General features: G+C 42.4%; 18 protein-coding genes and 1 pseudogene. 13 read left to right on the top strand and 6 right to left on the bottom strand.

Annotation, left to right across the window (positions count from 1 at the left end):
* Positions 1-2021 (top strand): COR domain-containing protein (locus RMX69_RS24605; RefSeq protein ID WP_322639002.1); only part of this gene is annotated, 2021 nt, incomplete at its 5' end.
* Positions 2022-2045: 24 nt separating this feature from the next.
* Here RMX69_RS24605 and RMX69_RS24600 read toward each other — a convergent pair.
* Both RMX69_RS24600 and RMX69_RS24595 read right to left on the bottom strand, forming a co-directional pair.
* Positions 2046-2180 carry a hypothetical protein gene (locus tag RMX69_RS24600; protein ID WP_322639001.1) on the bottom strand — a complete coding sequence of 45 codons (135 nt, stop codon included), beginning with the start codon at positions 2178-2180 and terminating at the stop codon, positions 2046-2048.
* A gap of 29 nt (positions 2181-2209) precedes the next feature.
* Complete coding sequence (locus RMX69_RS24595; RefSeq protein ID WP_322639000.1) at positions 2210-4501, bottom strand: glycoside hydrolase family 65 protein; 2292 nt, start codon at positions 4499-4501, stop codon at positions 2210-2212.
* 418 nt (positions 4502-4919) lie between these two features.
* Between RMX69_RS24595 and RMX69_RS24590 the strand changes: the two are divergent.
* Together RMX69_RS24590 and RMX69_RS24585 are read left to right on the top strand one after the other, a co-directional pair.
* Positions 4920-5118 (top strand): annotated as a pseudogene (locus tag RMX69_RS24590) (zinc ribbon domain-containing protein); the annotation flags it as partial.
* Between the two features lie 157 nt (positions 5119-5275).
* Positions 5276-7912 (top strand): ATP-binding protein, encoded by a 2637-nt coding sequence (locus RMX69_RS24585; protein WP_322638999.1) that lies wholly within the window; start codon positions 5276-5278, stop codon positions 7910-7912.
* A gap of 175 nt (positions 7913-8087) precedes the next feature.
* Here the strand turns inward: RMX69_RS24585 and RMX69_RS24580 are convergent, their stop codons facing one another.
* The 3 genes from RMX69_RS24580 to RMX69_RS24570 all read right to left on the bottom strand — a co-directional run bounded on the left by RMX69_RS24580 (position 8088) and on the right by RMX69_RS24570 (position 10333).
* A complete protein-coding gene (locus tag RMX69_RS24580; RefSeq protein WP_322638998.1) occupies positions 8088-8789 on the bottom strand; it encodes a helix-hairpin-helix domain-containing protein in 702 nt (233 codons plus the stop codon).
* A gap of 24 nt (positions 8790-8813) precedes the next feature.
* The gene (locus tag RMX69_RS24575) at positions 8814-9155 is read right to left on the bottom strand and encodes an NINE protein (RefSeq protein WP_289795573.1); all 342 of its coding nucleotides are present in this window, start codon (positions 9153-9155) and stop codon (positions 8814-8816) included.
* A 782-nt stretch (positions 9156-9937) separates the two neighbouring features.
* Positions 9938-10333, bottom strand: a complete 396-nt coding sequence (locus tag RMX69_RS24570; RefSeq protein ID WP_289795572.1) for a hypothetical protein — start codon at positions 10331-10333, stop codon at positions 9938-9940.
* Positions 10334-11286: 953 nt separating this feature from the next.
* Here RMX69_RS24570 and RMX69_RS24565 point away from each other — a divergent pair.
* The 7 genes from RMX69_RS24565 to RMX69_RS29515 all read left to right on the top strand — a co-directional run bounded on the left by RMX69_RS24565 (position 11287) and on the right by RMX69_RS29515 (position 21632).
* Positions 11287-11643, top strand: a complete 357-nt coding sequence (locus RMX69_RS24565) for a hypothetical protein (RefSeq protein WP_322638997.1) — start codon at positions 11287-11289, stop codon at positions 11641-11643.
* 387 nt (positions 11644-12030) lie between these two features.
* Positions 12031-13383 carry a histidine phosphatase family protein gene (locus RMX69_RS24560; protein WP_289795570.1) on the top strand — a complete coding sequence of 451 codons (1353 nt, stop codon included), beginning with the start codon at positions 12031-12033 and terminating at the stop codon, positions 13381-13383.
* Between the two features lie 160 nt (positions 13384-13543).
* Positions 13544-14848 (top strand): dihydroorotase, encoded by a 1305-nt coding sequence (locus RMX69_RS24555; protein WP_322638996.1) that lies wholly within the window; start codon positions 13544-13546, stop codon positions 14846-14848.
* Between the two features lie 237 nt (positions 14849-15085).
* Positions 15086-20086, top strand: coding sequence for a PAS domain S-box protein (locus RMX69_RS24550; protein WP_322638995.1), 5001 nt, complete (start codon positions 15086-15088; stop codon positions 20084-20086).
* Positions 20087-20098: 12 nt separating this feature from the next.
* Positions 20099-21178, top strand: coding sequence for a hybrid sensor histidine kinase/response regulator (locus tag RMX69_RS24545; protein ID WP_322638994.1), 1080 nt, complete (start codon positions 20099-20101; stop codon positions 21176-21178).
* A 121-nt stretch (positions 21179-21299) separates the two neighbouring features.
* A complete protein-coding gene (locus RMX69_RS24540; protein ID WP_289795565.1) occupies positions 21300-21491 on the top strand; it encodes a hypothetical protein in 192 nt (63 codons plus the stop codon).
* A 9-nt stretch (positions 21492-21500) separates the two neighbouring features.
* A complete protein-coding gene (locus tag RMX69_RS29515; RefSeq protein WP_409878196.1) occupies positions 21501-21632 on the top strand; it encodes a hypothetical protein in 132 nt (43 codons plus the stop codon).
* 103 nt (positions 21633-21735) lie between these two features.
* Here RMX69_RS29515 and RMX69_RS24535 read toward each other — a convergent pair whose 3' ends face one another.
* Complete coding sequence (locus RMX69_RS24535; RefSeq protein ID WP_322638993.1) at positions 21736-21915, bottom strand: hypothetical protein; 180 nt, start codon at positions 21913-21915, stop codon at positions 21736-21738.
* Between the two features lie 591 nt (positions 21916-22506).
* On the opposite strand from RMX69_RS24535, the gene topA reads away from it, so the two are divergent.
* The 3 genes from topA (at position 22507) to aroQ (ending at position 26173) form a co-directional block, all read left to right on the top strand.
* On the top strand, positions 22507-25158 hold the full coding sequence (gene topA / locus RMX69_RS24530) for a type I DNA topoisomerase (RefSeq protein WP_322638992.1): 2652 nt from the start codon (positions 22507-22509) through the stop codon (positions 25156-25158).
* 402 nt (positions 25159-25560) lie between these two features.
* A complete protein-coding gene (locus RMX69_RS24525) occupies positions 25561-25701 on the top strand; it encodes a hypothetical protein (RefSeq protein WP_012410890.1) in 141 nt (46 codons plus the stop codon).
* On the top strand, positions 25676-26173 hold the full coding sequence (gene aroQ / locus RMX69_RS24520; RefSeq protein WP_289795563.1) for a type II 3-dehydroquinate dehydratase: 498 nt from the start codon (positions 25676-25678) through the stop codon (positions 26171-26173). The genes RMX69_RS24525 and aroQ overlap by 26 nt, the downstream gene beginning before the upstream one ends.
* The last annotated feature ends 3 nt before the right edge of the window (positions 26174-26176 follow it).

Genomic DNA, 26176 nt, shown 5'->3' with positions numbered 1-26176 from the left:
ACCTGCAAACCCTCGACCTGGGCAGTAATCAACTGAGCAGTCTGCCACCGGAAATCCGAGAAAATGGGGTTAGAGCAATTCTGAACTTCTACAGGCAACAACTAGAACAAGAAACTGATCGCCTTTATGAAGCTAAATTAATCATTGTGGGAGAAGGAGGTGCAGGTAAAACTACGCTAGCCAAAAAAATTCAAGACAATCAATATACGTTACAACAAGATGAAAATACCACCGAAGGCATTGATGTTATTCAATGGAAGTTCTTGCTTGACAATAATAACAGAGAATTTCAGGTCAATATTTGGGACTTTGGTGGTCAAGAAATTTACCATGCTACCCATCAATTTTTCCTCACAAAACGCTCTCTTTATGTCTTGGTTGCTGATACTCGCAAAGAAGACACAGATTTTTACTACTGGTTAAATGTGGTTGAGTTGTTGAGCGGTAATAGTCCTTTGTTAATCGTCAAAAATGAAAAGCAGGAGCGCAAACGAGAAATAAACGAGCGGGAGTTACGGCGCGAATTCACTAATTTTAAGGAAACACTTACTACAAACCTGGCGACTGATCGCGGTCTGCCAGAAATATTAAATAAAATTAAGCATTATATTGCTAACCTACCTCATGTAGGAATAGAACTTCCTAAAACCTGGGTTAATGTGCGAGAAGCTTTAGAATGTAATCCTCACGAATATATTAGCTTGCAAGAATATCTAAACATCTGTCAAAAACATGGTTTTACTAAACAGGAGGACAAACTCCAACTCAGTGGCTATCTGCATGATTTAGGTGTATGCCTTCACTTTCAAGATGATGATTTGCTAAGAAAAACCGTGATTCTCAAGCCCATTTGGGGTACAGATGCCGTTTACAAAGTCTTAGATAATCCCCAAGTCATTAAAAAACTGGGTCAATTTGAGCGCAATGATTTAGAAAACATTTGGCATGAAGACAAATATGCCGATATGCGACCAGAACTATTGCGGTTAATGATGAAATTTAAACTGTGCTATGAAATTCCTAGTAGTCCCGGCACTTATATTGCACCTCAATTACTCTCTGTCAACCAACCTGATTTCAATTGGGATGAATCCAATAACCTAATCCTGCGTTATAAATATGACTTCATGCCGAAAGGTATTCTCACCCGCTTTATAGTCGAAATGCACTCCGATATTGAACAACAAACCCTAGTTTGGAAAACAGGTGTTGTTCTCAGTAAATACCAAAGCCATGCTGAAGTGATTGAACACTACAATCAACGAGAAATAAAAGTCCGTGTCGCAGGAAACCGCAAGAAAGAACTGCTAGTAGTTATTACCAATGAACTAGACAAAATCCATAATTCTTACGAACGCCTGAAATATCAAACACTTGTTCCCTGCAACTGTGAAAGCTGTAAGAATAGTCAAACGCCTTATTTTCACAGCCAAGACGTGTTGTACAAATTCCGGGAAAATAATCGCTACCAAATCCAGTGCCAAGATAGCGGTGATATGGTAGATGTCCGTAGACTGATTGACGATATTTTACCAACTCCACCAAGTTTGGAAATACCCATGTTTGAACCCATAACCAGAAATCTAGTTTTCATTAGCTATAGTCACAAAGATAAAAAGTGGTTCGATGACCTCAAAATTCATCTAGAACCATTAATTAGAGAACAAAATCTCAACCTCTGGGATGATACCAAAATCAAGCCTGGTGCTGTGTGGCGAGATGAAATCAAGGCAGCTTTGGCAGCTGCAAAAGTAGCAGTATTGCTGGTAAGTCCAAACTTCCTAGCGTCAAGCTTTATTAGTAAAAATGAGTTACCACCTCTGTTAGAAGCAGCGAAAGCAGAGGGAGTCAAAATTCTTTGGATACCTTTGCGTGCTAGCAACTACAAGGCAACAGCAATTGAACAATATCAAGCAACATACGCTACCGATCGCCCATTAAACACCATTGTGGCAGGAAGACGAGATAAAGCTTGGGTAGATATCTGCGAAAAAATCAATGAAGCAGCACTCCTTCGGTAAAAGAACCTCTCCCTGCCTTGAACTTTAGTTCAAGTCTGTCCCTCTGGGAGTCGGAGAGGGGCGGTTTTGCGTAGTAAAACTAGGGAAAGGTTTCTTTTGGGGAAGCGATCGCTGCGCCAACGTCTTCTCTTCGAGACGCTGCGCGTAGCTTGCTTCCACGAAGTGGTACGACGATCGCAGGTAAACTCTTAGTTATCGGTTAAAACTTCATCCAAGTCGAACATAACCTCACTAATTTTCGAGCGTGTATCTGCCAAGGCAGGAACTTTGACTTCTGTTTTGGCTTGTAAGTCAAAGTCATACCACTCGTTACGCCATTGCAGACGAAACTTCAAACGTGTCCAGTTAGGTGGAAGGTTGGGACAGGCAACGGGGCCAAATTGAGTCATCCGAATGCCGCCAAATCCAAAAACTACCGCTTGCCATACTCCTCCAGCACTGGCAGCGTGAATTCCTTCGGCTGCATTTAGTCTCACATCCTCTAAGTCTACCAAGGCCGATCGCAGAAAGTGGGTATAAGCTTCGGTTGGTTGATTGAGGTCGCAAGCTAAGATAGCGTTAATGGCTGGGCCTAATGAAGAACCAAAACTGTGGTCGGTGCGTTGGTTGTAATAGTCCCAGTTGGTGGCGAGGGTGTTATAGTCGTAGCAATCGCGCAGTAAATACAAGAGCATCAATACATCTGGCTGTTTGAGAATCTGCTTTTGGCTGGTGGCTTCAATTCCCAACAAACCTTGCAGAGATTTGCTACGCGGTTCGTAATCAGCGAGGTTAACGTCTTCTAGCTGGAAAAAGCCTTCAAATTGCTCAATTAAACCAGTTTGAGCATCTTCGTTGACAAATAGACGCTCTTGGATTTCTGCCCAATGGTGCAGACGCTCTGTGGTTAAGTTGAGTTTTTGCACTAGTTGTGCCGATGTTTCAGGATAAGCTTGTTTGAGCCAATCCCACAGTGCCAAAGCTGACTGCAAATGCCACTGTACCATGAGATTGGTGAAGGCATTATTATCGACGCGATCGTGATTTTCATCGGGGCCAATTACATCTAGGATGTCATAACTGTGGCGCTCTTGGTTCCACTGCACCCGACTTTCCCAGAACACAGCTGTATCAAGAATAATTTCCGCGCCATAATCACGCATCCAGTCGTCATCGTTGGTAGTCTGCCAGTAGTGCAAAATTGCATAAGCGATATCTGCGGTGATATGCACTTCAATGTCACCGCACCAGATGCGGATTAATTCACCGTTGGGAGCCGGAACCCAACGCGGAGTTACTTCATCGCCAGTAGTGGCACTTTCCCAAGCATACATCGCTCCTTGATAACCAGCTTCTTGAGCTTTGCGTCTGGCTCCTGGTAGGGTGTGGTAGCGGTAGGTGAGCAAGTTACGCGCTAGGGCTGGTTGAGTTAAGGTGAGGAAAGGCAGGATGAATATTTCTGTATCCCAAAAGATATGTCCGCTATAGGCAAAACCGGAGAGGGTTTTGGGAGGAATGCTCACGCTGTCATCGTGACGCGGTGTTACCGCTAGTAATTGGAAGAGATTGTAACGGACGCTCAATTGAGCCAAGCGATCGCCTTCTATTATAATGTCACTGTCTTGCCACACTTGCTCCCATGCAGTAATGTGAGCTGCCAATAGGGTAGTATATCTGGGTTCATCAGCAAGTCGTTGTAAAGCAGCAGCAATGGGGATTTCTGTCTCTCGTGAAGTAAACAGGGTGACAATCTTTTCTACAGTTACCGTTTTTCCGGGATATAACTCTAAGGTGGTTGTCAAAGTGGGAGAACTTGAAGCATTTTCGACGTTCACGCGTGCAGTCTCGTCACCATCTACCACTAACTTAGCTGCCATCCCAAGTTGAATATTTGAGTGGAGAGTTTTACTGTTGAGCCAGATAATCTGATTTATGCCACCTTGGTTTAAGGTTCGCCAATGTTTAACGCCTTGGGTATATGGTTCGCTATCAAATCCGGCTTCAACGGTAATTTCACCCTCAAAGTCTACCGATGTAATTTGAGCGCGAATCGCCAAAACGTGTTGGTCTGCTAAACTGGTGAAACGCTCGAAGTGAAAATCTAGGGTATGACCACTAGGACTACGCCAGCGTACATCACGGCTAACTAAACCTAAGCGTAGATCGAGCCGACGTTCGTAGTTAAGAATTTCACCACTGTCCATACTAAAGCGAACGCCTGCAACTTTTACCACCAATGGCAGCCAGTTGGGACAGTTGACTAGTTCGGTGTGAGCAATTGTCACATCATCATAAACACCGTGGATGAGTACGCCTGGAAAATCCTGTGGATACCCTTCCTCAAATGTACCCCGCACTCCTAACAACCCATTACCAAGAGTAAAGACGGTTTCTTTGTGATGTAACTGCGTCGGATTAAACTCCGTTTCAATAACGTTCCAGTCAGTATTGTCAATTAATTGCTGATTTTCTTGAGAATTGTGAGTGGATACGTTGAGCATGAGTGATAAAACCTATGTCTTGGGGGTTGCTGTGGGCAGAATGCAATAAAATTAGGAGCAATCTTTAAGTGATTGACTCCTTTTCTTGAGCGCCTAGACTGGAAGATTGTCTGAACGCCAAAAAACACGCTTCTGATAACAGTAACGCTTCAAATTTCATCTGTCTACAGTTAGATTTATTCAAAAATACCAGTTATAACTCATAAATCTGAACTAGCTACGAATTGATTCGGCTTTTCATCAATTTCTTTCATATTTATAATTAAGACAAAAAAGCGATTTATCGCTTTTTTGTCTTTGTGATGGACGTTAGTCATATTTTGGCTGGTAAAATCTACAGTGCAGTTAAGTAACGTTTTGTTCTTTTACCAAAGAATTGGGTCTAAAGCCCCGTCGTTCTACGACGGATTTTTCTTGATTATGTACAAGAACTCATAAATGTCACCATTGTGGGTTTGTTTTAGACAGAGACTGGAACGCCGCTCGGAACATACTTGGACTTGGACTTCGTACCGTGGGGCACACGGGAACGCTTAACGCCTCTGGACGACCTCTGCATTGGTGGGGAAACTCCTCAATCTAAGCCGAGTCGTGGAAAGAGGAAACCCAAAGAGTAATCTTTGGAATCCCCGACCGTTTACGGTGGGGAGGATGTCAACAGAAGTGGTATATTGGCACTTGACCCGACCGAGTACAAACTATGCATAAGCCCACAGGACAGCAAACTAGAGGTGTTGTACTCAGTAATACAGGACAGGAAGGGAAAGTGGGCGAATGAATAAAAATACTGGGCAAGGTAATGTTTTTTCTTTGTTTAAAGGCGTACCTCTAAGTCGCATTTTGGTAGCGTTGTTTCTGCTGCAAATCTTGCTAGCTGTGGGATTGACTGCATACTTATCAATCGGCAATGGGCAAAAGGCAGTCAATGAGGTAGCTAGCAAATTACGTCATGAAGTTGGCAATCGAGTTGAGCAGAATTTACAGACTTATTTAGCAACGCCGCGTCAGGTACTACGCAGTAATCAAAATGTGATTAACATGGGGTTGCTGAAGATAGAAAATCTTGCAACCTGGGAGTCATACTTAATAGAGCAATTAAAGATTTTTCCCGATGCGTTGGCAATAACTGCCAGCAATGAACAGCAAGAATATTTAGCGGTAGAGAAGCTCAACGATCGCCAATCTTTACTTAAAAAAGCCGATAAGTCAACTGGGTACGACCTCTACACTTACAGAATTGACTCTCAAGGTCAACGTACTCAATTACCAGAGGTAATCAAAAACTATGATGCGCGATCGCTTCCTGATTATCTCACAGCAGTTATCGCTAAAAAATTTAGCTTTAGTCAGATTTTTACACCCCGCACTGAACCAACACTCTTAATTAGTGCTTCTCTTCCCATCTATAACTCCCAAGGGGAATTACTCGGAGTCAACAGCACTCTCACTCACTTATCACAAATTGGGGATTTGCTACAAAACATCAAAGTTGGCAAATCTGGGCAGATTTTTATTATGGAGCGATCGGGGCTATTAGTTGCAAGTTCTACAACCGAAGAACCATTCCGCTTCCAAAATGGTAAGCCCATTAGGTTGAAAGCTTCCCAAAGTGGCAATTCTTTGACTAAAGCAACTGCTCAATACTTAAAAACTAAATTTAATAACTTTGACCAAATTCAAAGTTTACAACAACTAGATTTTTCCTTTGACGGCAAACGACAATTTTTAGAAGTTAGACCTTTACAGGGCGAACCAAATGTCAACTGGTTGATAATCGTAGCTGTCCCAGAAGCAGACTTTATGGGACAAATTAATCGCAACATTCAAACTACCATTTTTCTCTGTTTGGGAGCGTTGGGACTAGCGACTATATTGGGGATTGTCACCGCCCGGTGGATTACTGTGCCAATTTTGTACTTCAGCACGGCGACAAAAGATTTAACTGATTTTACCAACAGCGAAGACTCAGTGGTGAAATTACAAGGCATTCAAGAACTAGAGGTGCTGGGTGAAGCTTTGAATGAAATGGCGCAAAATTTACGCCAAACCTTTACTACACTGATTAGCAAAAATAAAGATTTAGAACTGCAAGTTAAGCAGCGAACTCAAGAATTACAGCACGAAGTTGAAGAACGCTATAATAGTGAACAAAAACTGGGGCAGCATCATCAAGTACTCACAGAATTGGCAAATCACAAAGTGGTTTTTGAAGGAAATTTAGAAACCGCATTCAAAGTTATCATAGAAAAAGTAGCCAATGTCTTAGAAGTAGAGCGAGTGAGTGTATGGTTATTCAATAGTGAGCGCACCAAGCTACAATGCATAAGTCTCTATGAACGTAGCAATCAAAAACATTCAGCAGGTTTTGAACGCAATCTTACAGATTATTTAATCTACTTTAAAACTCTAGTGGCTTCTCGTACCATTGCCGTCTCTGACACTCGTACCGATCCACGGGTACAAGAATTATGTGATAAATTGCTTGAACCAAATAATATTGTATCCCTAATTGATACCAGTCTTTGGGTTGGGGGGAAAATGGTGGGAACAATATTATTTGAACAGGTTGATATTCCCCGGAAATGGGAACAGAGTGAGCAAAACTTCATTAGCTCAATTGCGGAAATTGTCGCCCTAACTTTAGAAGTATGCGATCGCAAACGCGCAGAATCCGCTCTACGTGAGGCTAAAGAAATCGCCGAAGTCGCAAATCGTGCTAGAAGAACCTTTTTAGTAAACATCAACCACGATCTGAGGAATCCTTTAAACTCAATTTTGGGAATCACAGAGGCACTCAAAGATCAAGTGTACGGCCCTGTAAGTGAAGAACAGCGCCAATCGCTAGATATGCTCGAATCTAGCGGTAAGAACCTATTAGAATTAATTAATCAAATCCTTGATGTTACTGACACCGAATCTAGCAAAATAGAACTGCAATTAGCTGCTACTTCAATTCAAGGAATATGTGACTTCTGCTTGAGTTTTGTCAAAGATTTAGCCTTCCAGAAAAATATCCGGCTGAGGGCACAAATACCTGAAGAACTCGAACCAATCCAAGTCGATGAACGCCGCATTCGCCAAGTATTTATCAACTTATTGACTAATGCAATTAAGTTTACTAAAGAAGGAGGCGAAGTCTGGATTGAAGCCCAGCCAAGTTCTACCAATGAATATATCTTTATCAGTGTGGTAGATACTGGTATTGGGATGCTTTCTGATGACCTTTTTAAATTATTTCAACCTTTTGTGCAAGTTGAAACTGCCTCTAACCATCGTTCTTCAGGCACGGGTTTAGGATTAGTAATGGTGCAAAAAATTGTCGAGTTGCATGGTGGAACTGTCCACGCCGAAAGTCAGTTAGGCAAAGGTAGTCGATTTACTGTCAAGCTTCCTTGGAAAAAGGCGGGATAATCGAGAGTCTAAGAGGTTGTTTGAAAAGTGTTTGGCTATGATTTTAAGTACTTCTAGATCCCCCCTAACCCCCCTTAAAAAGGGGGGGAACTGGAATTAAAGTCCCCCTTTTTAAGGGGGATTTAGGGGGATCTAAAACTTTTTGTTACCGAGAAGAGGACTTTTCAAACATCCTCTAAGCGATGTGACGATAAGTATTAAACGGTAATCCAGTGCGTTGCTTCACATCAATCAATGATTTATACTCACCTCGTTGCTGCCTTTCGGCAACAATTTGTTGTGCGATCGCGCCATCTAATCCACAGGTAATTAATTCATCAGTGGAATATGTGTTTAATCGTTTCCAAGAAAAATCAGCTTCTTTTTTGTAGTTGTAGCTAAAAGTAATCAGTGGTGTAATTCGAGTTATTTGCTTTTCAGGAACTCCGGCTATTTCTATTAACTCTTCTGCATGAGTAAAAACATATCCCTCATTCAGCAATGATTCAATATTATTTGCATAAACTATCGGCAGCCCTAAATAATTAACTAATTCGTGTTTAGAGCATTCATTAATATCTATTTTATCACGAGTCCTTGCAACTAAATTTGCTAGCTCTTGTTTTTCAGGAATTGGTAAATTCTTTGGATAGGTTTTGACTAAATAAGATTTCTTGAGATAGAAGGCAGCACCAATTTGAGCCATCCAGACAGCAACCGCTAAACCATTTGCCGATAAAGCTAAAGCTAAAATAGAGGTGCTAATTCCTATAACAATCCAACTTTTAGTCTTAGATTTATAACCTGCATAGGCAATGGCAAATCCCCCCAATGTCGGAATTAATGATAACCACACCCAAGCAGGAGTTTGTTGAAACCAAGATTTAGATTGTGACACGGTAAATCAACCGATGATTTTAATTTACAAAGATTTCAGAAGCTTTTGCCGCTTTTCTTCATACTCTTCTGCGGTAATTATCCCAGAATCAAAAAGATTTTTTAAATCAGCTAATGCACTAGTTGCATCTTTTGCAGATACGGCTCCACCTGTGCTTGCTATGCCTTGATTATACTTTGTATTGAATTCGGTATCTGACATCAAAAGTAAGATAAAGAACTCAACAAAGGCTATTAAAGATGGAATACAAGTCCAAAAAAACAATAAGTACAAAATACCTGCTACATTTTGTCCTAAATAAAACTTGTGAATTCCCAGCCAGCCACCAAAAAAGCAAAGTATAATTGCTGTAGATTTAGTCTTCATAACGTTTACTTCCTTAATTAACTCTAATAAATATCTATTGGCATACAATATAACCAAACTTTTTGACCTTTTTTTGATTATTTATCTATTTTGCTAGTGAGTTTTGCCGTCAAAAAATAAATGACGATTATACATAGCTGACATTCCATCAAGACTAAATATCCTTTAACTATGTAATTTAAATCTAGATTGGAATTGAAATAAAAAATCAGAGAACCAATTGCTAGATATGAAACTAAACGCAACTGAGGTAATTTGAGGTTTAGTCTTTGGTTATTTAAGTCGCTCATTAGTGGATAAAGTTATGTTGAGCAATATTTGCTGATAAACAATCTATCGGTTATTACCGATTATTACAAACTTGTTTGGTTTAACAGATATTGACTGTTATTTAAAGCTAATCTTAGTTAATTTTTATCTGTTAAACCTCACGAATTTTACCGACTTTACTTATAGTTACATCAATAGAGTTACGTAAAGTTTCTGATGACTAAAGTAAAATACACAGCCGAAAAAATTACTTATGAAATGTTTTGGCTAGCTGTCTCATTGATTCTGGCTTCTGAGAGGATGTTTGAAAAGTCTTTTTCTTGGTAACAAAACATTCTAGATCCCCCTAAATCCCCCTTAAAAAAGGGGGACTTTGAAAGGTTTCGCTCCCCTTTTTAAGGGGGGGGTTGGGGGGATCAATAAGTGCCTAAAATCACAGCCAACCACTTTTCAAACAACCTCTGAATTCTGACTCCTGAATTCTTACGTGCAGATTTAAGTCTGAAGCGTTTTTATACAGTTGTGGCACTCTTAGTATTTACTTCCTCTGAAGTCGCTTTCAAGCGTGTTGCTGTGCTTTTACGGATGCGATCGCTTTTGCGAACACCACCTGCCATCTGATACTCATAGCTGTCTTTGCCGTATTTAAAAGCAACTCCAAGGAGCATTTTTTCCGTCAAGTCGCTCAAAGTTGTTTCCAAATCCTTCATCTCATTTTTGTAAGAGTCAATCAAAGCCAGAGTAGTATTATAAGCTTCTATTTTGCTACGATACTGCTGAATTATTTGTGTGATATTTTGCAAGTTGCGAGCATCCCCAAAATCCATACTCGGATCAATTGCTTTGAGTCCAGACATTCTCAATTCAGCTTTTTCTAGAACGCGATATGTACGCTTTTGACGAGGCATAATTATCTTATTTATATTGTGTTCTAGAACTAGCTTGCCTTACTTCAGCTTAAATTTGGTTGAGTAAAATCCACAAAATTGGTGTTTAATGTAACGATAGACTCAGCAATATCCACTAAAAATATGATGTTTGTAACGAAAATTGTAGTGGTGGTAACTAAACTCGTAACATTGTAACGAAAATAATCATGTTTGTAACAAAAATCGTAGCGTTAGTAACTATACTCATTATTTTAGTAACAAACTCGTAATATTGTAACGAAAATAATCATGTTTGTAACAAAAATTGTAGTGGTGGTAACTAAACTTGTTATTTTAGTAACTTAAAGCGCGATGTTAGTGGCGATGTTTAGTAACGGCAATTGGTTTCAATTCAAAAAGCGTAGATATCACACGCAATATATTGAGAAAGTAATGCTGAACTCTGCAAAATCTGTAACGCTGAGTAGAATATAGGTTTTTTAAGTTAATTACGGAATTTAGAACAGGAATGATATTGATTAGCGATCGCTTGTATCATTGCGTTAGTGGAGTGATTAATATATCTCAACGAACTTAGGTGCAATCGCTGTTCAATTAATACTGTGCTAGTTTAAGAAAAATAGTGCAAAAACTTAATCAGTATGACCAGTGCGATCGCTATCCTGTGACACTGATAATAAAAGTAAACGACTAAAAAAGGGAATGCGGTTGTATCTGTTGGCATCCCTGGTTTCATCCTGGCATATCTCAACGGACTTAAGTGCGATCGCTAAAAAAATTAACCAGATAACCTAACTTCTCAATAAATGCCAAAGCTATAACTTGTTAAGACCTAAAACAGCCAAAATAATTGACACGCTAAGTATATACGCAATACAATTATTATAGTTGAATCTAACAATAGAGTTAATCAAAATACTTTTCCCAGAGAATAATAGACAAGCAATATTCAAATAATTTGGATAAAACAAATGAACGCCAAAATTATTGCTTTCTTAGGGATTACGGCAGCCTTTGCAAGCTTAGGAAGCCAAGTTTACGCTCAATCACCAGCATCAAACTCAAATCCCGGACAATATAGATTAAGTGGTGATTCTCTACTTGGAATCGATAAGAAAACAGCCCAAGATGACTTTAGGAGTTTTTTTGAGCAAACTAATCCAGCAAGTCTTTCCAACAATAATAGAAGAGAAAATAATAAAACTCCAGCCAAAATCCGCTTTAACGAATCATTATCACAGCCAGACACTTCAGTTTTCTTAACACCGGCTCAGTCAGACAGTGACAATGATGGATTGCAAGTACAGTTAGATATAGGGAGAGAATAAGCAAGTATAAAGGCTGAGGTTGTAGTTTTAATTAATTATGCCTTGCCCAAAATCTTTGCTAATAATCTTTTAAGTTTCAATTAGTAAGGTAAACAAGTTCGTAGTAAGGACTTTAGTCTTTAATTTTTTAAGCACTAAAGTCCTTACTACAAACTTTTCATTACTAGCTTAGATATTGTACTAGGCACAATTACTCTTCTATTTCTACTTAAATCAAAACAGCTTTAATTAGAAAACATCGTTCAGACAACGGCAGTTTTAGCCAATCATCCTGTCTCCTCTACCAGAATAAAATTTTGCACCTGACTTAATCTGCCTTCCTGAGTCGATAATTATGCAATCGTTTTGCAGTAAAATTAATCGTCAAGATAAGAGGAGGGCTTTGAGATGACTCGTGTCATCATTGTGCGCCACGGTCAAAGCGGTTATAACACCGAGCGGCGTATCCAAGGACGCACTGATGCGTCAACATTAACCGAAAAAGGTCGTAATGATGCAAGTCTTGTAGGCAAAGCCCTCAGCAATATCTTATTTAATGCGATTTACAGCAGTCCCTTACAACGAGCGAAACACACAGCAGATATTATCCATAATGAGTTAGCTACTCATGCTAAACAATCTGCTGTAGTTCAAGTTTCTGATTTGCTGCTAGAAATCGACCTACCTTTATGGGAGGCATTGCTAACTTCTGAAGTCAAGCAAAAATTTGCTGAAGACTATCGCACTTGGCATCAACACCCCGACGAACTGCGGATGCTCCTTAATGATGCACAGGGGACAAGAGAACATTTTCCCGTTCTTGCTTTATACGAACAAGCACGGCAGTTTTGGCAAGAAATTTTGTCCCAACATCAAGGCGAAACCATTCTCATCGTGGGACATAACGGAATCAATCGCGCCCTGATTAGCACAGCGTTAGGCATCCCTCCCAGTCGCTACCACTCAATACAGCAATCTAACTGTGGCGTCACCGTATTAAATTTCGCTGGAGGATTGGGCGAACCAGTCCAGCTAGAATCCTTAAATCAGACGCAACACACGGGAGAAACTCTACCCTCATTGCGACCGGATCATCAAGGAGTACGATTGTTGCTAGTGCGTCACGGTGAAACCGACTGGAATCGCCAAACCCGGTTTCAAGGTCAAATTGATGTCCCCCTCAACGACAACGGTAGAAAACAGTCGCAAAAAGCAGGTGAATTTCTTCAAGAAGTAGCAATTGATAATGCTTACAGTAGCACCATGCTGCGCCCTAAAGAAACAGCAGAAATTATCTTAAAACAACATCCGAATGTAAAGTTAGAATTGCAAGATGGTTTAAGAGAAATCAGTCATGGTCTTTGGGAAGGAAAATTAGAAACAGAGATAGAGCAAGAGTTTCCGGGAGAATTGCAGCGATGGCGGCTGATACCAACGCAAGTACAAATGCCTGAAGGGGAGAATTTGCAACAAGTCTGGGAGCGCAGTGTTGCAGCTTGGCAATCAATTCTGCAAGCAGCATCAAATAATCAATTCAAAACTGTATTAGTAGTAGCCCATGACGCTACTAACAAAACCTTGCTTTGTCACATTCTGGGTTTATCGCTGGAAAACTTCTGGAGTTTTCGCCAGGGTAACGGTGCAGTAAGTGTCATCGACTATCCTGCTGGAATCGATGGTTTACCAGTACTGCAAGCGATGAATATCACCTATCACTTTGGTGGAGGCGTACTAGATAAAACAGCAGCGGGAGCGTTGTAAAAAAGTTAGGAGTTAAGAGTTAGGAGTAAAAAATTATGAGTAATGAATAAAGTTAGAAGCGATGAGCAAGGAATAAATAACTCATAACTCATAACTCATAACTCCTAACTCATAACGCCTAACTCCTAAATTTATTCTTAACTCATAACTAAAGACTTTTATGACTGAACTGCTGCAAAAAGTACGAGTGATTGACCCTGTTTCTGAAATCGACGAACTCTTTGATGTGCTGATTGCTGATGGTTATATCCGGGAAGTGGCTTCGCACATTTCTGACATCAGTTCTGATACTCAAATCAGAGATTGTCAGGGATTAGTTCTCGGCCCTGGATTAGTGGATTTGTACAGCCACTCTGGCGAACCTGGCTTTGAAGAACGGGAAACCCTCTCGTCTTTCTTACAAGCTGCTGCTGCTGGCGGCTTTACTAGAGTTAGCATTTTACCCGATACATCCCCAGTTATTGATAACCCTGCGCTTGTGGCACAGTTGCAGCAGAAGAGGGCAGAGGGGCAGAAAAGCAGAGGAGCAGAAAAGAGTTTGTCTCCCCTGCACCCCTCCTCCCCTGCTCCCCTGCTTCATATCTGGGGTGCAATCACCGTAGATGTTGCTGGGAAGCAGATGACGGAATTGGCAGATTTAGCGTCGGCTGGAGTTGTGGGTTTTACTGATGGTAAACCTTTAGAAAATTTGGCGCTGGTGCGGCGAGTGTTAGAGTATCTCCAGCCGTTGGGTAAACCAGTCGCATTTTGGCCTAGCGATCGCCAGTTAGCAGCAAATGGTGTAATGAGAGAAGGGACAAATGCTCTCCGTTTTGGTTTACCCCCAATTCCCGCCAGCGCTGAAACAACTGCGATCGCAGCTATGCTGGAATTGGTGGCAACCATCGGCACACCAGTCCATATCATGCGTGTCTCCACAGCTCGCAGCGTGGAATTAATCGCCTCAGCTAAAGCCGCTGGTTTACCCATCACCGCCAGCACCACCTGGATGCACCTTTTACTTGATACTAAAGCAGTTAAGAGTTATCACACCAGCCTGCATTTAGACCCGCCTTTAGGTAATCCCAGTGATATGGCGGCGTTGCGTGCAGGGGTACGCACGGGTGTAATCGATGCGATCGCGATCGATCACACACCCTACAGCTACGAAGAAAAAGTCCAAGCCTTTGCCGAAGCGCCTCCAGGAGCAATTGGTTTAGAATTAGCACTACCTCTTTTATGGCAATATCTCGTTGAAACTGAGGAATTTACAGCTTTAGAATTATGGCGGGCATTGAGTACCAATCCAGCAGAGTGTTTAGGGCAAAAAGTAAGTGCGATTCTACCTCATCAACCAGCGGAACTTACTTTATTTGATCCTCAGCAAACTTGGAAAGTTGAACGGAAAAGTCTTTATACACTTTCACAAAATACACCTTGGTTAGGACAACAGTTGAAGGGTCATGTTGTGCAAATCTGGTGTTAAAAAAACGTACTGAAAACTACTGAATATACAGCACTTCCAGCTATTATGCAATACAGCCAGCCAGGGAATAGAATTCCCTGTCTAATGGTGCAAGTCCTCTAGAAGAGGACTAGAAAAACTTGGGTTAAATTCAAGAATCTCCGGGCTGAAGCCTAGAGAGTGTCAAATCAGGCTATTGACACGATGGTATCGAGGTATAATTTTTTTGAAACGCGATCGCGTTTGTATTTATAACTTATGAGTCATCCTTCTTGCCTCACGATCTTGCTGATTGATGATTGCGCTGAAGATCGAGAAGCATATCGTCGCTTTTTGGAGCAAGACAGCCTGTATACCTACCGCACTTTGGAGTTTGAGACACCAACGCCAGCACTGAAATGGTGTCAACAGGAGATACCAGATATCATTTTGCTGAATTTTTTGTTACTCGATGGCGATGGGCTGAAGCTTATTCAGCAGTTTCGAGAATCCCATAGCAATACTCAAACTGCTGTAATTATGCTGACAGGACAAGGGGATGAAATTACTGCTGTCCGTGCAATGACAAGTGGTGTGCAAGATTATCTGGTTAAAAAGAAACTCACGGCTGAAGTTCTTCAAGGTGCAATTCATCATGCCATTGAACGGATAGATTTGACTCGACAGTTAAAACAAAGTCGGGAACAACAACAACTGATTGCTGCGATCGCCTTACGGATTCGTCAGTCTCTTAAACTAGAAGAGATTCTGCGTACCATAGCAACAGAAGTACGGCAGTTTTTGAAAGCAGACCGAGTAGTTGTCTATCAATTTCAGCCGGATATGAGCGGTACAATTGCGGCAGAGTCAGTGCTTCCAGGTTGGACAGTGGCTTTGGGACAGCAGATTTTGAACACCTGCTTTCAACAGGGAGCCAGAAGTGATTATTGCCAAGGGAAAAAACGAGCAATCGACGATATTTATCAAGCTGGCTTAACGAATTGTCATTTGCAACTTTTAGAACAATTTGAAGTCAAAGCCAATTTGGTAGTACCTATTTTAGTCAAAGAGCAATTATGGGGATTATTAATTGCTCACCAATGTAGTGCATCTCGCCACTGGCAATCAGTAGAACTAGATTTGTTGGATCAACTAGCGGTGCAAATAGCAATTGCCATTCAACAGGGAAGTTCTTATGAGCAACTACAGGCAGAACTGGCAGAACGCCAACGGACAGAAGCAGCGCTCAAAGCCAGTGAAGACAAACTTAAGCTTACCCTGAATTTTGCTGGTATTGGCTATTGGGAATTGAACCCAATCACCAATCAAATATTTGCTAGTGAGAACGCAATTCGCTGTTTTAGTTCCGATCTGAGTGATGTGAACTGGACTTATGAAAAGTGGCTTAATCAGTTATATCCAGAGGATCGAGAATGGGTTGAGCAGGAATTGAGGCAGGCGATCGCCACACAAACCGATTATGCTGTGGAATATCGAGTTGTCTGGCAAGATGGCAGCATTCATTGGGTATCGGCAAAAGGACGGGGAGTTTACGACGCAACCGGACAATTGCTGCAAATGCTAGGCGTGCTAATGGATATCACAGAACGCAAGCTCTCAGAGGCGGAGCGGCGACGCACCCAAATGCTGCGAATTGAATTACGTCTTTTAGAACAGATACTCGAAGTAGTTCTAGCAGGTTACTGGGACTGGGATATTCCCGGCAATCAGGAGTACTTGAGCTTAACCTTCAAGCAGATGTTTGGCTATGAAGATCATGAGTTGGCAAATACACCTGAGAGCTGGCAACGCTTGATTTTTCCAGAGGATTTACCAGGTGTTTTGGAACTTTTTGAGCAACACGTCCAAAGTCGTGGACAAATCCCCTTTTACAATGAGGTGAGATACCGACATAAGGATGGTTCTATCGTTTGGGTCATTTGTTCCGGTCGTGTTATTGCCTGGGATCGAGACGGCAATCCCTTGCGGATGATTGGTTGCCATGTTGACATTACACAACGCAAACAAGTAGAAGCTCAATTATTAGCGCTCGCTAATTTGCAACAAGCTATTTTAGATGGTACTGACTATGCCATTATTTTTAATAACTCAAATGGCATCCAAATTTTCAATGCAGCTGCTCAGAAAATGTTAGGCTACACAGCAGATGAGGTTATTCAGCAAATAAATCCAACTACATTTCACGACCCAGAAGAACTCAAACAAAGGGCAGCAGAACTCTCGTTAGAATTGGGTAGGGAAATTACACCCGGAAAAGATTTTTTTACTATCGTCACTCAAGACGGAAGCACTTATGAAAACGAATGGACTTACATTCGTAAAGATGGCTTTCGTTTCCCCGTATTTCTGTCGGTGAAAATCCTTCAGGATCTAGAAGGACAGAATATCGGATTTTTGAGTATTGCCAAAGATATTACTCAGCAAAAACAAATAGAAACAGCCCTTCGAGATAGCGAACTCCGTTATGCACATCTGGCAGAAGCTGCTCCTGTAGCTATTTTCCGGCTAGATGCCGTTGGTAAATGCATCTATGTCAACGATCGCTGGAGTGAGATGACTGGCAGACCAACACAGGCAGCATTGGGGGTGGGGTGGATACAGGCTTTGTACCCAGAAGACGGAGAGCGTTTGGGGAGGGAATGGTCTCTAAAATTTGAGCAAGGATATGTAAATCCAAAGGAATTTTATCAGAGTGAGGGTAGGCATCTACGCCCAGATGGCAGCATCAACTGGTTTTATGTCCAAGTGTTACCCGAAATCAACACTAACGATACCATTATCGGCTACATTGGCACACTGACAGATATTAGCAAACGCAAACAAGCAGAAGAGCAACTGCATCAACTCTCCGAACGGCTAACTATAGCAATCGGCTCTGGAGGATTTGGTATTTGGGAATATGATTTCGTCCAGGCAATGCAGATTTGGGACGATCGCATGTACGAACTGTATGGATTGAGCAGCACTGATTTTAATGGTTCTTTTGATGCTTGGTTAAACTGTCTGCATCCAGACGATCGCCTTTATATGCTAGGAACCATAGAGCAAGTTCTGCAAGGAAAGCAAGAATATAATGTCGAGTTCCGCATTGTCCAGCCGAGTGGAGAAATTCGTTATCTGAAAGGCTATGGTATTCTCAAGCGTGCCCAGCAGGGTGAGCCTATACGGTTAATTGGGGTTAATTATGATATCAGCGAACGCAAACAAGCCGAACAGGAACTCATCCACAATCGGGATTTGCGAGAAGCAATTTTTAACGAATCTGCCGATGCGATATTTTTGGTCGATCCGCAAACCCTGCTCACCCTGGATTGTAATCGGCGGGCGGTAGAACTGTTTGAAGCGGTTGACAAAGCTGAATTGATCGGTATCAATGGGCAGGTACTCCAGCAGCGTCCATTCACTACCAGCGAAACGGATGCGATCATCAGAGATATGCAGTCAAAAGGTTTATGGAGCCGAGAGATTGAATATATTACTCTTCAGGGTAGGATTTTTTGGGGAAACATCGCAGCGAAACCGATTACTATCGCCGGACGTACCATGAATCTAGTACGGATCACTGATATCAGCGAACGCAAGCAAACTGAAGCACAACTGCGACAGACTAACGAGCAGCTTGCTAACGCCAATATGGAACTTGCCCGCGCCACTCGCCTCAAAGATGAATTTCTCGCAAACATGAGCCATGAACTGCGAACACCTCTTAATGCGATTTTGGGTATGTCAGAGGGCTTACAAGAAAGTGTATTCGGCTCCATTAATGAAAGACAAGCAAAAGCGATCGCTACTATTGAGCGCAGTGGCAGACATTTACTAGAACTAATCAATGACATTCTAGACTTGTCTAAAATCGAATCTGGCAAACTGGAACTGCAACTAAGTGATGTTTCTGTTAAGAGCCTGTGTGATACCAGCCTTGCTTTTGTCAAACAGATGGCTTTGAAAAAAAGTATTCGTCTTAGTACTCATATTTATGACAATATTGGCAGCATCCAAGTAGACGATCGCCGCTTGCGTCAGGTACTCATCAACCTGCTAAGTAACGCTGTCAAGTTTACGCCAGAACGGGGATGTGTAACGCTAGAAGTCCGGCTAGAGGGAGCAGGGGGGCAGAGGGGCAGGGGAGCAGGGGAGCAGAGGGGCAGGGGGGCAGGGGGAGGGGGGGAAGTAGATTCTGCCTCGTCTTCCCCAAATCTTTGCTTTCATATCACTGACACCGGCATCGGTATCGCCCCTGAAGAAATTGGCAAGCTGTTTCAGCCTTTTATCCAACTTGACAGCAGCCTTAACCGCCAATACAGTGGCACCGGTCTAGGTTTGGCACTGGTACAAAAAATTATTAACTTACATGGAGGAACCGTCTTAGTTAACAGTGAAGTTGGAAAGGGAAGTTGTTTTACCGTCCGCATTCCCTACCATCGCAGCGACAATCTTCTAAGAACGCAGGTAACTACTTCATTACCCAGCTATCCCTTACTTGTTGAAAATGCTCAAGTTTTGATTATCGAAGATTCTGTGGCGGCGGCCGATCAGATTACTCGTTACTTGAGCGAGATGGGAATGCAACCCATCATCTATTCTCAAGGTGAAGGAGCCGTAGAAGAAGTTTTGCGAGTTCAACCTGCTCTAATCATTCTCGATCTGCAACTACCAAACCTATCGGGTTGGGAGGTACTAAATCAACTCAAGATCAACCCAAAAACTAAAGATATTCCAACGATCATCATTTCAGTTGTGGATGAGCATAGCAAAGGACTGGCTCAGGGAGCGTTTGAATATCTGGTCAAACCCATTACCCGCGCTCAACTTCAAGTAACTATAGAGAAACTACAACATCCTGCCCGTTCTAACTCGCCAAATTTAATTGTAGTGCCAGAAGTCTTTCTGGACGATCCTTTGATTTTGCTGGCAGAAGATAATCAACCAAATATTGATACGATGTCCGCCTATCTTGAAAGTCGAGGGTATCATCTGATTTTGGCAAACAATGGACAACAAGCTATCGATCTTGTCAGAGTTCAACGCCCTGACTTAATTGTGATGGACATTCAAATGCCGGGAATGGATGGGTTAGAAGCAATCCGCCGCATCCGTAACGATCGCCAATTTGTGCATATTCCCATAATTGCACTAACGGCATTAGCTATGCCCGGCGATCGCGAAACTTGTTTAGCAGCTGGGGCTAATGAATATTTGACCAAACCCATAAAACTTAAACAGCTTGTAACCACAATTCAACAACTTTTAGGAAGGTAGTGAAAATTCTCGATGGATAGTCAACCCTCTATTTTAGCGATCGATGATGAACCCGATAACTTTGATGTTATTGAAACTTTGCTGGATGGTGAAAACTACCAGCTATACTACGCTCCTAGTGGTCAACAAGCTCTAAACCGCCTCGATAGTTTTCAGCCCGATCTGATTTTATTAGATGTGATGATGCCCGATCTTGATGGGATGGAAGTCTGCCGACGCATCAAAGCCGATCCACAATGGCAAGCAGTGCCGATTATTATGGTGACAGCATTAACCGATAAAGAAGATTTGGCTCGATGTCTGGCGACGGGTGCAGATGACTTCATTAGTAAACCCGTTAATGGTGTGGAATTACGAGCCAGAGTTCATTCCATGTTAAGGATTAAGCAGCAGTACGACAGTATGCAAGTATTGCTCAAACTGCGAGAAGACATGGTAAACATGATTGTGCACGATCTGCGAAATCCACTTACCAGTATTGTTTTAGGCGCAGAGATTTTGCGGTTGTCAGGTTTGTCACCTGAACAACAGCAAGGCAAAGTCGATCAAATTTTAGTTGCTGGACAACAACTGCAATCGTTGATCGATAGCTTGCTAATCATGGCAAAGCTGGAATCTGGGAAAATGGTTCTCAACTATACAGAAGTAGACCTTTGTGCGCTGTGTATGTCAGCATTGGGAGATATTGAGGCGATCGCTAATCAAAAGAACCTGACCCTGATACGTGAACTACCCGAACCTGGTGGCATTTTTGCAGTAGATGCAGTTATCTTTCGTCGAGTGTTGGATAACTTGCTCTCCAATGCCATTAAGTTCTCCCCGTCCAAGTCTCAAGTTACCCTACGGGGAGAGTATTTAGCAGCAGGTGGTGTAAAAGTGCAAGTCGCTGATTCTGGTTCGGGAGTAAGTCTGGAGTTACGACAAATCATTTTTGAGAAGTATGAAATTGGAACTCCGATACCAGAAATTTCGCAAATTGGTTTAGGATTGGCTTTCTGCAAAATGGCGATCGAGGCACATTCTGGTACAATTACCATCGAAGATAATTATCCAAATGGTAGTGTCTTCACTGTACTACTCAAAAATGAATAATTAACTCTCAATTTACTGCATTTAAGAATTTATAGTATGCCCTTTCTGCTAATGTGACATCTAGCATGAATGGATTGTCATTACCTTGAAATTTAGCGATCGCACGACATTAACATCTAACATGACAAGCCCTTTAGTGAGAATAGAGGCACATCCACAGGAAGCAAAACGACTAATAGGAATAAATTACGAACACTTTTTAGCATTAGTAAGTTTAGCAGAAGAAAGACATAAGGAGAAACAAGTTGAAATCGAAAAAAATAGAATTCGTATCATTGCTAATATCTGTGAATGGAAACCACAGATGTCATAAAAAGAAGGAATATGTCTGTATTTAGTATATCTCAGACAAAAGCCAATTTTTGAGATGTTGGGGTTACTGTTTGATGTCTCTAAAACGAAAGTACTAGTTATCTTTGGGAATAAAAATAGCTTTATGCTCCTCATAAGCTAGCAATACTGACCCTGAAATAAAACGTAAATAAAAATGTGCCATATTTTTCATTTAATTCCACTTTTTTCTAAGTAATTCGATGTTTATCTCCCGTAATTTCCCCTTATAGCAAAGTTAAATGAAGTATTTTTTGTTCTTCAAGCTGCTGCACAGGTAGTAAGATAACATCACCTTGACGAATTGGTTGCATGGTTTTGCTTTCCTGACATGGGTACAAACCCCACTTCGCTTTTGCTCTCAAGTTTGATTTAATTTTGGCACAAGCTTTATTAGAGTGGGGCATTGTGTATTAGACCTGCCCTGAAAATAAGGCAGGAGGCAGGAGGAAAATACATTTTCATTGTTCCTTATGAGCGCAGCTCATGGAGTCTCTTGCAACAATGTATTTTTGCACTCTTAGGGAAAAGGGTAAAGCTTAAAGGGAAAGGATTTTGAGTTTCTTTACCCTTTTCCCCCGCCCCTTATCCCCGGAGGAGACCCCACCTTCCCCTTTACCCCGACAAATGCCAAGAAGTCTATTGATTGGGCACAAGAGGCAGAGGGGCAGAGGGAAAAACTGACTGCAACTTACTTCTTCTCTGCTTCCCACTCTCCACTCTCCATTCCCCAATTAAAGAATATTTTGAAAACTGTAGTCGCCAATTATGCGTTAGATAAGTTAAAGATTGAAATAGCTGGAAATTCAGACCCAGCGTATCCTCATTTATCCTCTGGGACAGACTGGGCATTAAGTTCAGCGGATTTTCTCCCAAGCAGGCAGTTTATGTGAGGATTAAATCACTGCCCTAAGCGTGACCATTTATCTTGACAATTTGCAAAAATTACCTCAACTTGACTGTTTAGCTTACTAGCTCTTCTTTTTATTGAAATTTCCATGTCAACTCTCGTCATCGTCGAATCTCCAACCAAAGCTCGTACCATTCGCAACTACCTGCCAGCAGGCTATCGGGTGGAGGCGTCTATGGGTCATGTACGTGACCTACCCCAGTCGGCTAGTGAAATTCCTGCTGCCGTCAAAGGGGAATCATGGGCGCAGCTAGGGGTAAATGTGGACGCCGACTTTGAACCGGTATATGTTGTCCCGAAAGACAAAAAGAAAATCGTCACCCAGCTCAAAGATGCCCTCAAAGATGTAGATGAACTGATTCTGGCAACGGACGAAGACCGGGAAGGTGAAAGCATTAGCTGGCATTTATACCAATTGCTGAAGCCGAAAGTTCCGACTAAGCGGATGGTGTTTCACGAAATTACCCAAGAGGCGATTAAAAAAGCTCTGAAAAACTGCCGCAATATTGATGAGCAGTTGGTTCGCGCCCAAGAAACGCGGCGGATTTTAGATCGGCTTGTCGGCTATACTCTGTCTCCTCTACTATGGAAAAAAATCGCCTGGGGATTATCTGCTGGGCGAGTGCAATCTGTAGCCGTGCGGCTTTTAGTCACTAGGGAACGCCAACGCCGCGCTTTCCATGAGGGTACATACTGGGATTTGAAAGCTAGTTTGTCAAAGGAAAAAACCCCCTTTGCTGCCCAGTTGGTGACACTGGGAGGAACCAAAATCGCTAACGGCAGCGATTTTGACGCCACGACCGGACAAATTACCGCAGGTCGCAATGTCTTGTTGCTCAATGAAGAACAAGCGGTAGCCCTCAAAGAACGCCTAACCGGGAAAACCTGGAATGTTAACGACATCGAAGAACGCCCTGTGACGCGCAAACCGTCGCCACCGTTCACCACCTCGACGTTGCAACAAGAATCTAACCGGAAACTACGCCTTTCAGCCCGTGACACAATGCGGGTTGCCCAGAATTTGTACGAGCAGGGGTATATTACCTATATGCGGACAGATTCGGTACATTTGTCAGATCAAGCGATCGCAGCTGCTCGCAGTTGTGTAGAAAAGCTTTACGGTCAACAATACCTTAGTCCCCAACCCCGGCAATACACCACCAAATCCAAAGGCGCACAAGAGGCGCACGAAGCAATTCGTCCAGCGGGTAGCAGCTTCCGCACCCCTCAAGAAACTGGTTTGGGCGGTCGAGAACTTGCCCTTTACGATCTGATTTGGAAGCGGACTGTTGCCTGTCAAATGGCTGATTCCCGGCAAACTCAAATTACCGTGCAATTGCAAGTCGAGGATGCTGGATTCCGTTCTTCTGGCAAACGGATTGAATTTCCAGGATACTTACGTGCCTACGTTGAAGGTTCAGACGACCCAGAGGCAGCACTGGAAGACCAGGAAGTAATTTTGCCGAATCTGAAAGTGGGCGATCATCCCAATTGTACAGAGCTAGAAGCAGTTGGGCACGAAACCCAACCGCCAGCTAGGTACACCGAAGCTTCTTTGGTGAAAACATTAGAAAGCGAAGGTATCGGTCGTCCCAGTACCTACGCCAGCATCATTGGCACAATCATCGACAAGGGTTATGCCCATTTGGTGACTAACGCTCTCATTCCCACCTTTACTGCTTTCGCCGTCACCGACTTGCTGGAAAAACATTTCCCAGACATTGTTGACCCCAGCTTCACCTCGAAGATGGAGCAAACCCTCGATGACATTGCCACCGGTGAAGCGAAATGGCTGCCCTACTTGCAGCAATTCTATCTGGGAGATAAAGGGCTAGAAACCCTGGTAAAAGAACGGGAAAGTCAAATTGATGCCACCAAAGCTAGAACTGTAGAACTTGAGAATCTAGATGCCAAAGTCCGCATTGGTAAATATGGTCCTTATATTGAAGTCGAAAATGGTGAAGGAGTTATCACCGCTTCAATTCCCAAAGACCTAACGCCAGCTGACCTCGACCCCAAGCAGGTAGAAGTATTGCTGCGGCAAAAAATCACCGGCCCTGACCAGGTAGGCCGCCATCCCGAAACTGGCGAACCAATTTATGTAAAAATTGGTGCTTACGGGCCTTATGTGCAATTGGGTGATAAAACCGACGAAAACCCCAAACCAAAACAAGCCTCCCTACTCAAAGGTGTCACTCCAGAAACCGTTACCCTGGAAATGGCTGTTGGTCTGTTGGCACTACCCCGGACATTGGGAGTTCATCCAGTTACTGGCGGCAAAATTCAAGCAAGTTTGGGACGCTTTGGTCCTTATGTGGTTCATGACCAGGGTAAGGAGGGAAAAGACTACCGCTCCCTGAAAGCTGCTGATAATGTATTGGCAATTAGCCTAGAACGTGCATTGGAATTGCTATCTGAACCAAAAAAGGGGCGCAGTTCCAGCAACAGCAAGTCCAAAGCAGCCTTACGCGAATTGGGTACGCATCCAGAGGACGGGGAAACAATTAACATCTACGATGGCCCCTATGGCCCTTACATCAAGTATGGCAAAACTAATGTCAGTATCCCAGAAGGTCAAACGGTAGAAGATATAACCCTAGCTGAGGCGTTGAACTTGTTAGCAGCTAAGGCATCGACCGGAAAATCGACTCGCAAAACAAGTAAATCAACGACTTCCAAATCTAAGTCAACAGCTAAATCCTCAACGACCGCTGCAAAGAAAAAGGGTACAGAAGGCTAGTGGTAAGTCAAACAATTTTGGATTTTAGATTTACGCTAGCGTAGCGTTAGCGACGGAGGAGTGTCTTTTAGATTTATTTCGCTCATAACGGGCGAGGCATAAAGCCTAAAATTCTCTTAATCCAGAATCTAAAATCTAAAATTCCTACTCAATAGTCTATCTAAAGTCCAATTTTTAACTCTTGACCCTTGATATCCATCCTTGATAGGATACAGTTCAGTAGGTTCAAGTGTGATACTCTAAAAAGTAAGGGAAAACACAACGCTAAATTTTAGAAGTGGCTTATGTCCCAAATGCGGGATTGTGTATCAGCCCGATTGGAAGCCAGAGGTGCGAAAGTATGTTTTTTTCTGCGTACCTGTTAATCAAAAATTGAGGTAGTATCTCAGGAGCGGTCAGTTCATGGACTATATAGAAAAGGTGCTGGAAAAGCTTAAGGAATTAGCTCGTAGGCTAATTGAAAGCCTATTAGGGCCAGAGGCTGAACCGGAACCGGAACTGATTCCGATTCCTGTAAATGATCGCTCGCGCCGTCGCCACTAACCCCACAGTGGTAAACCCGACGTTGCAACCCTTAAGTATTCTGGCACTGCATGGGCCAAACTTAAATTTACTAGGACAGCGAGAACCAGGAATTTATGGTTCGTTGACACTAGCCGAAATTAACCGCCTGTTAGAAGAAGAAGCATTCAAATTACAGGCGAAAGTTTTTCCTTTGCAGTCAAATAATGAAGGAATTTTGGTAGATACTATTCATGGCGCGTTAGGGCAACATCAGGGAATTCTGATTAATGCAGGAGCGTACACCCACACAAGTGTGGCATTGCGAGATGCGATCGCTGCTGTTAATTTGCCCACGGTGGAAGTACATCTGAGTAATATTTATCGCCGGGAAGAATTTCGCCATCATTCTTATATCGCCCCAGTTGCGATTGGCCAAATAAGTGGTTTTGGCGTTCAAAGTTACTTATTGGGCTTACAAGCTTTGATAGATCATTTAAGAGTTAGGAGTTAGAAG

This window comes from Nostoc sp. EspVER01, assembly GCF_034530635.1.
Classification (GTDB): Bacteria; Cyanobacteriota; Cyanobacteriia; order Cyanobacteriales; family Nostocaceae; genus Nostoc.
Note: the sequence above shows the minus strand (reverse complement) of the source record. Positions and strands in the feature narration are given on the sequence as shown.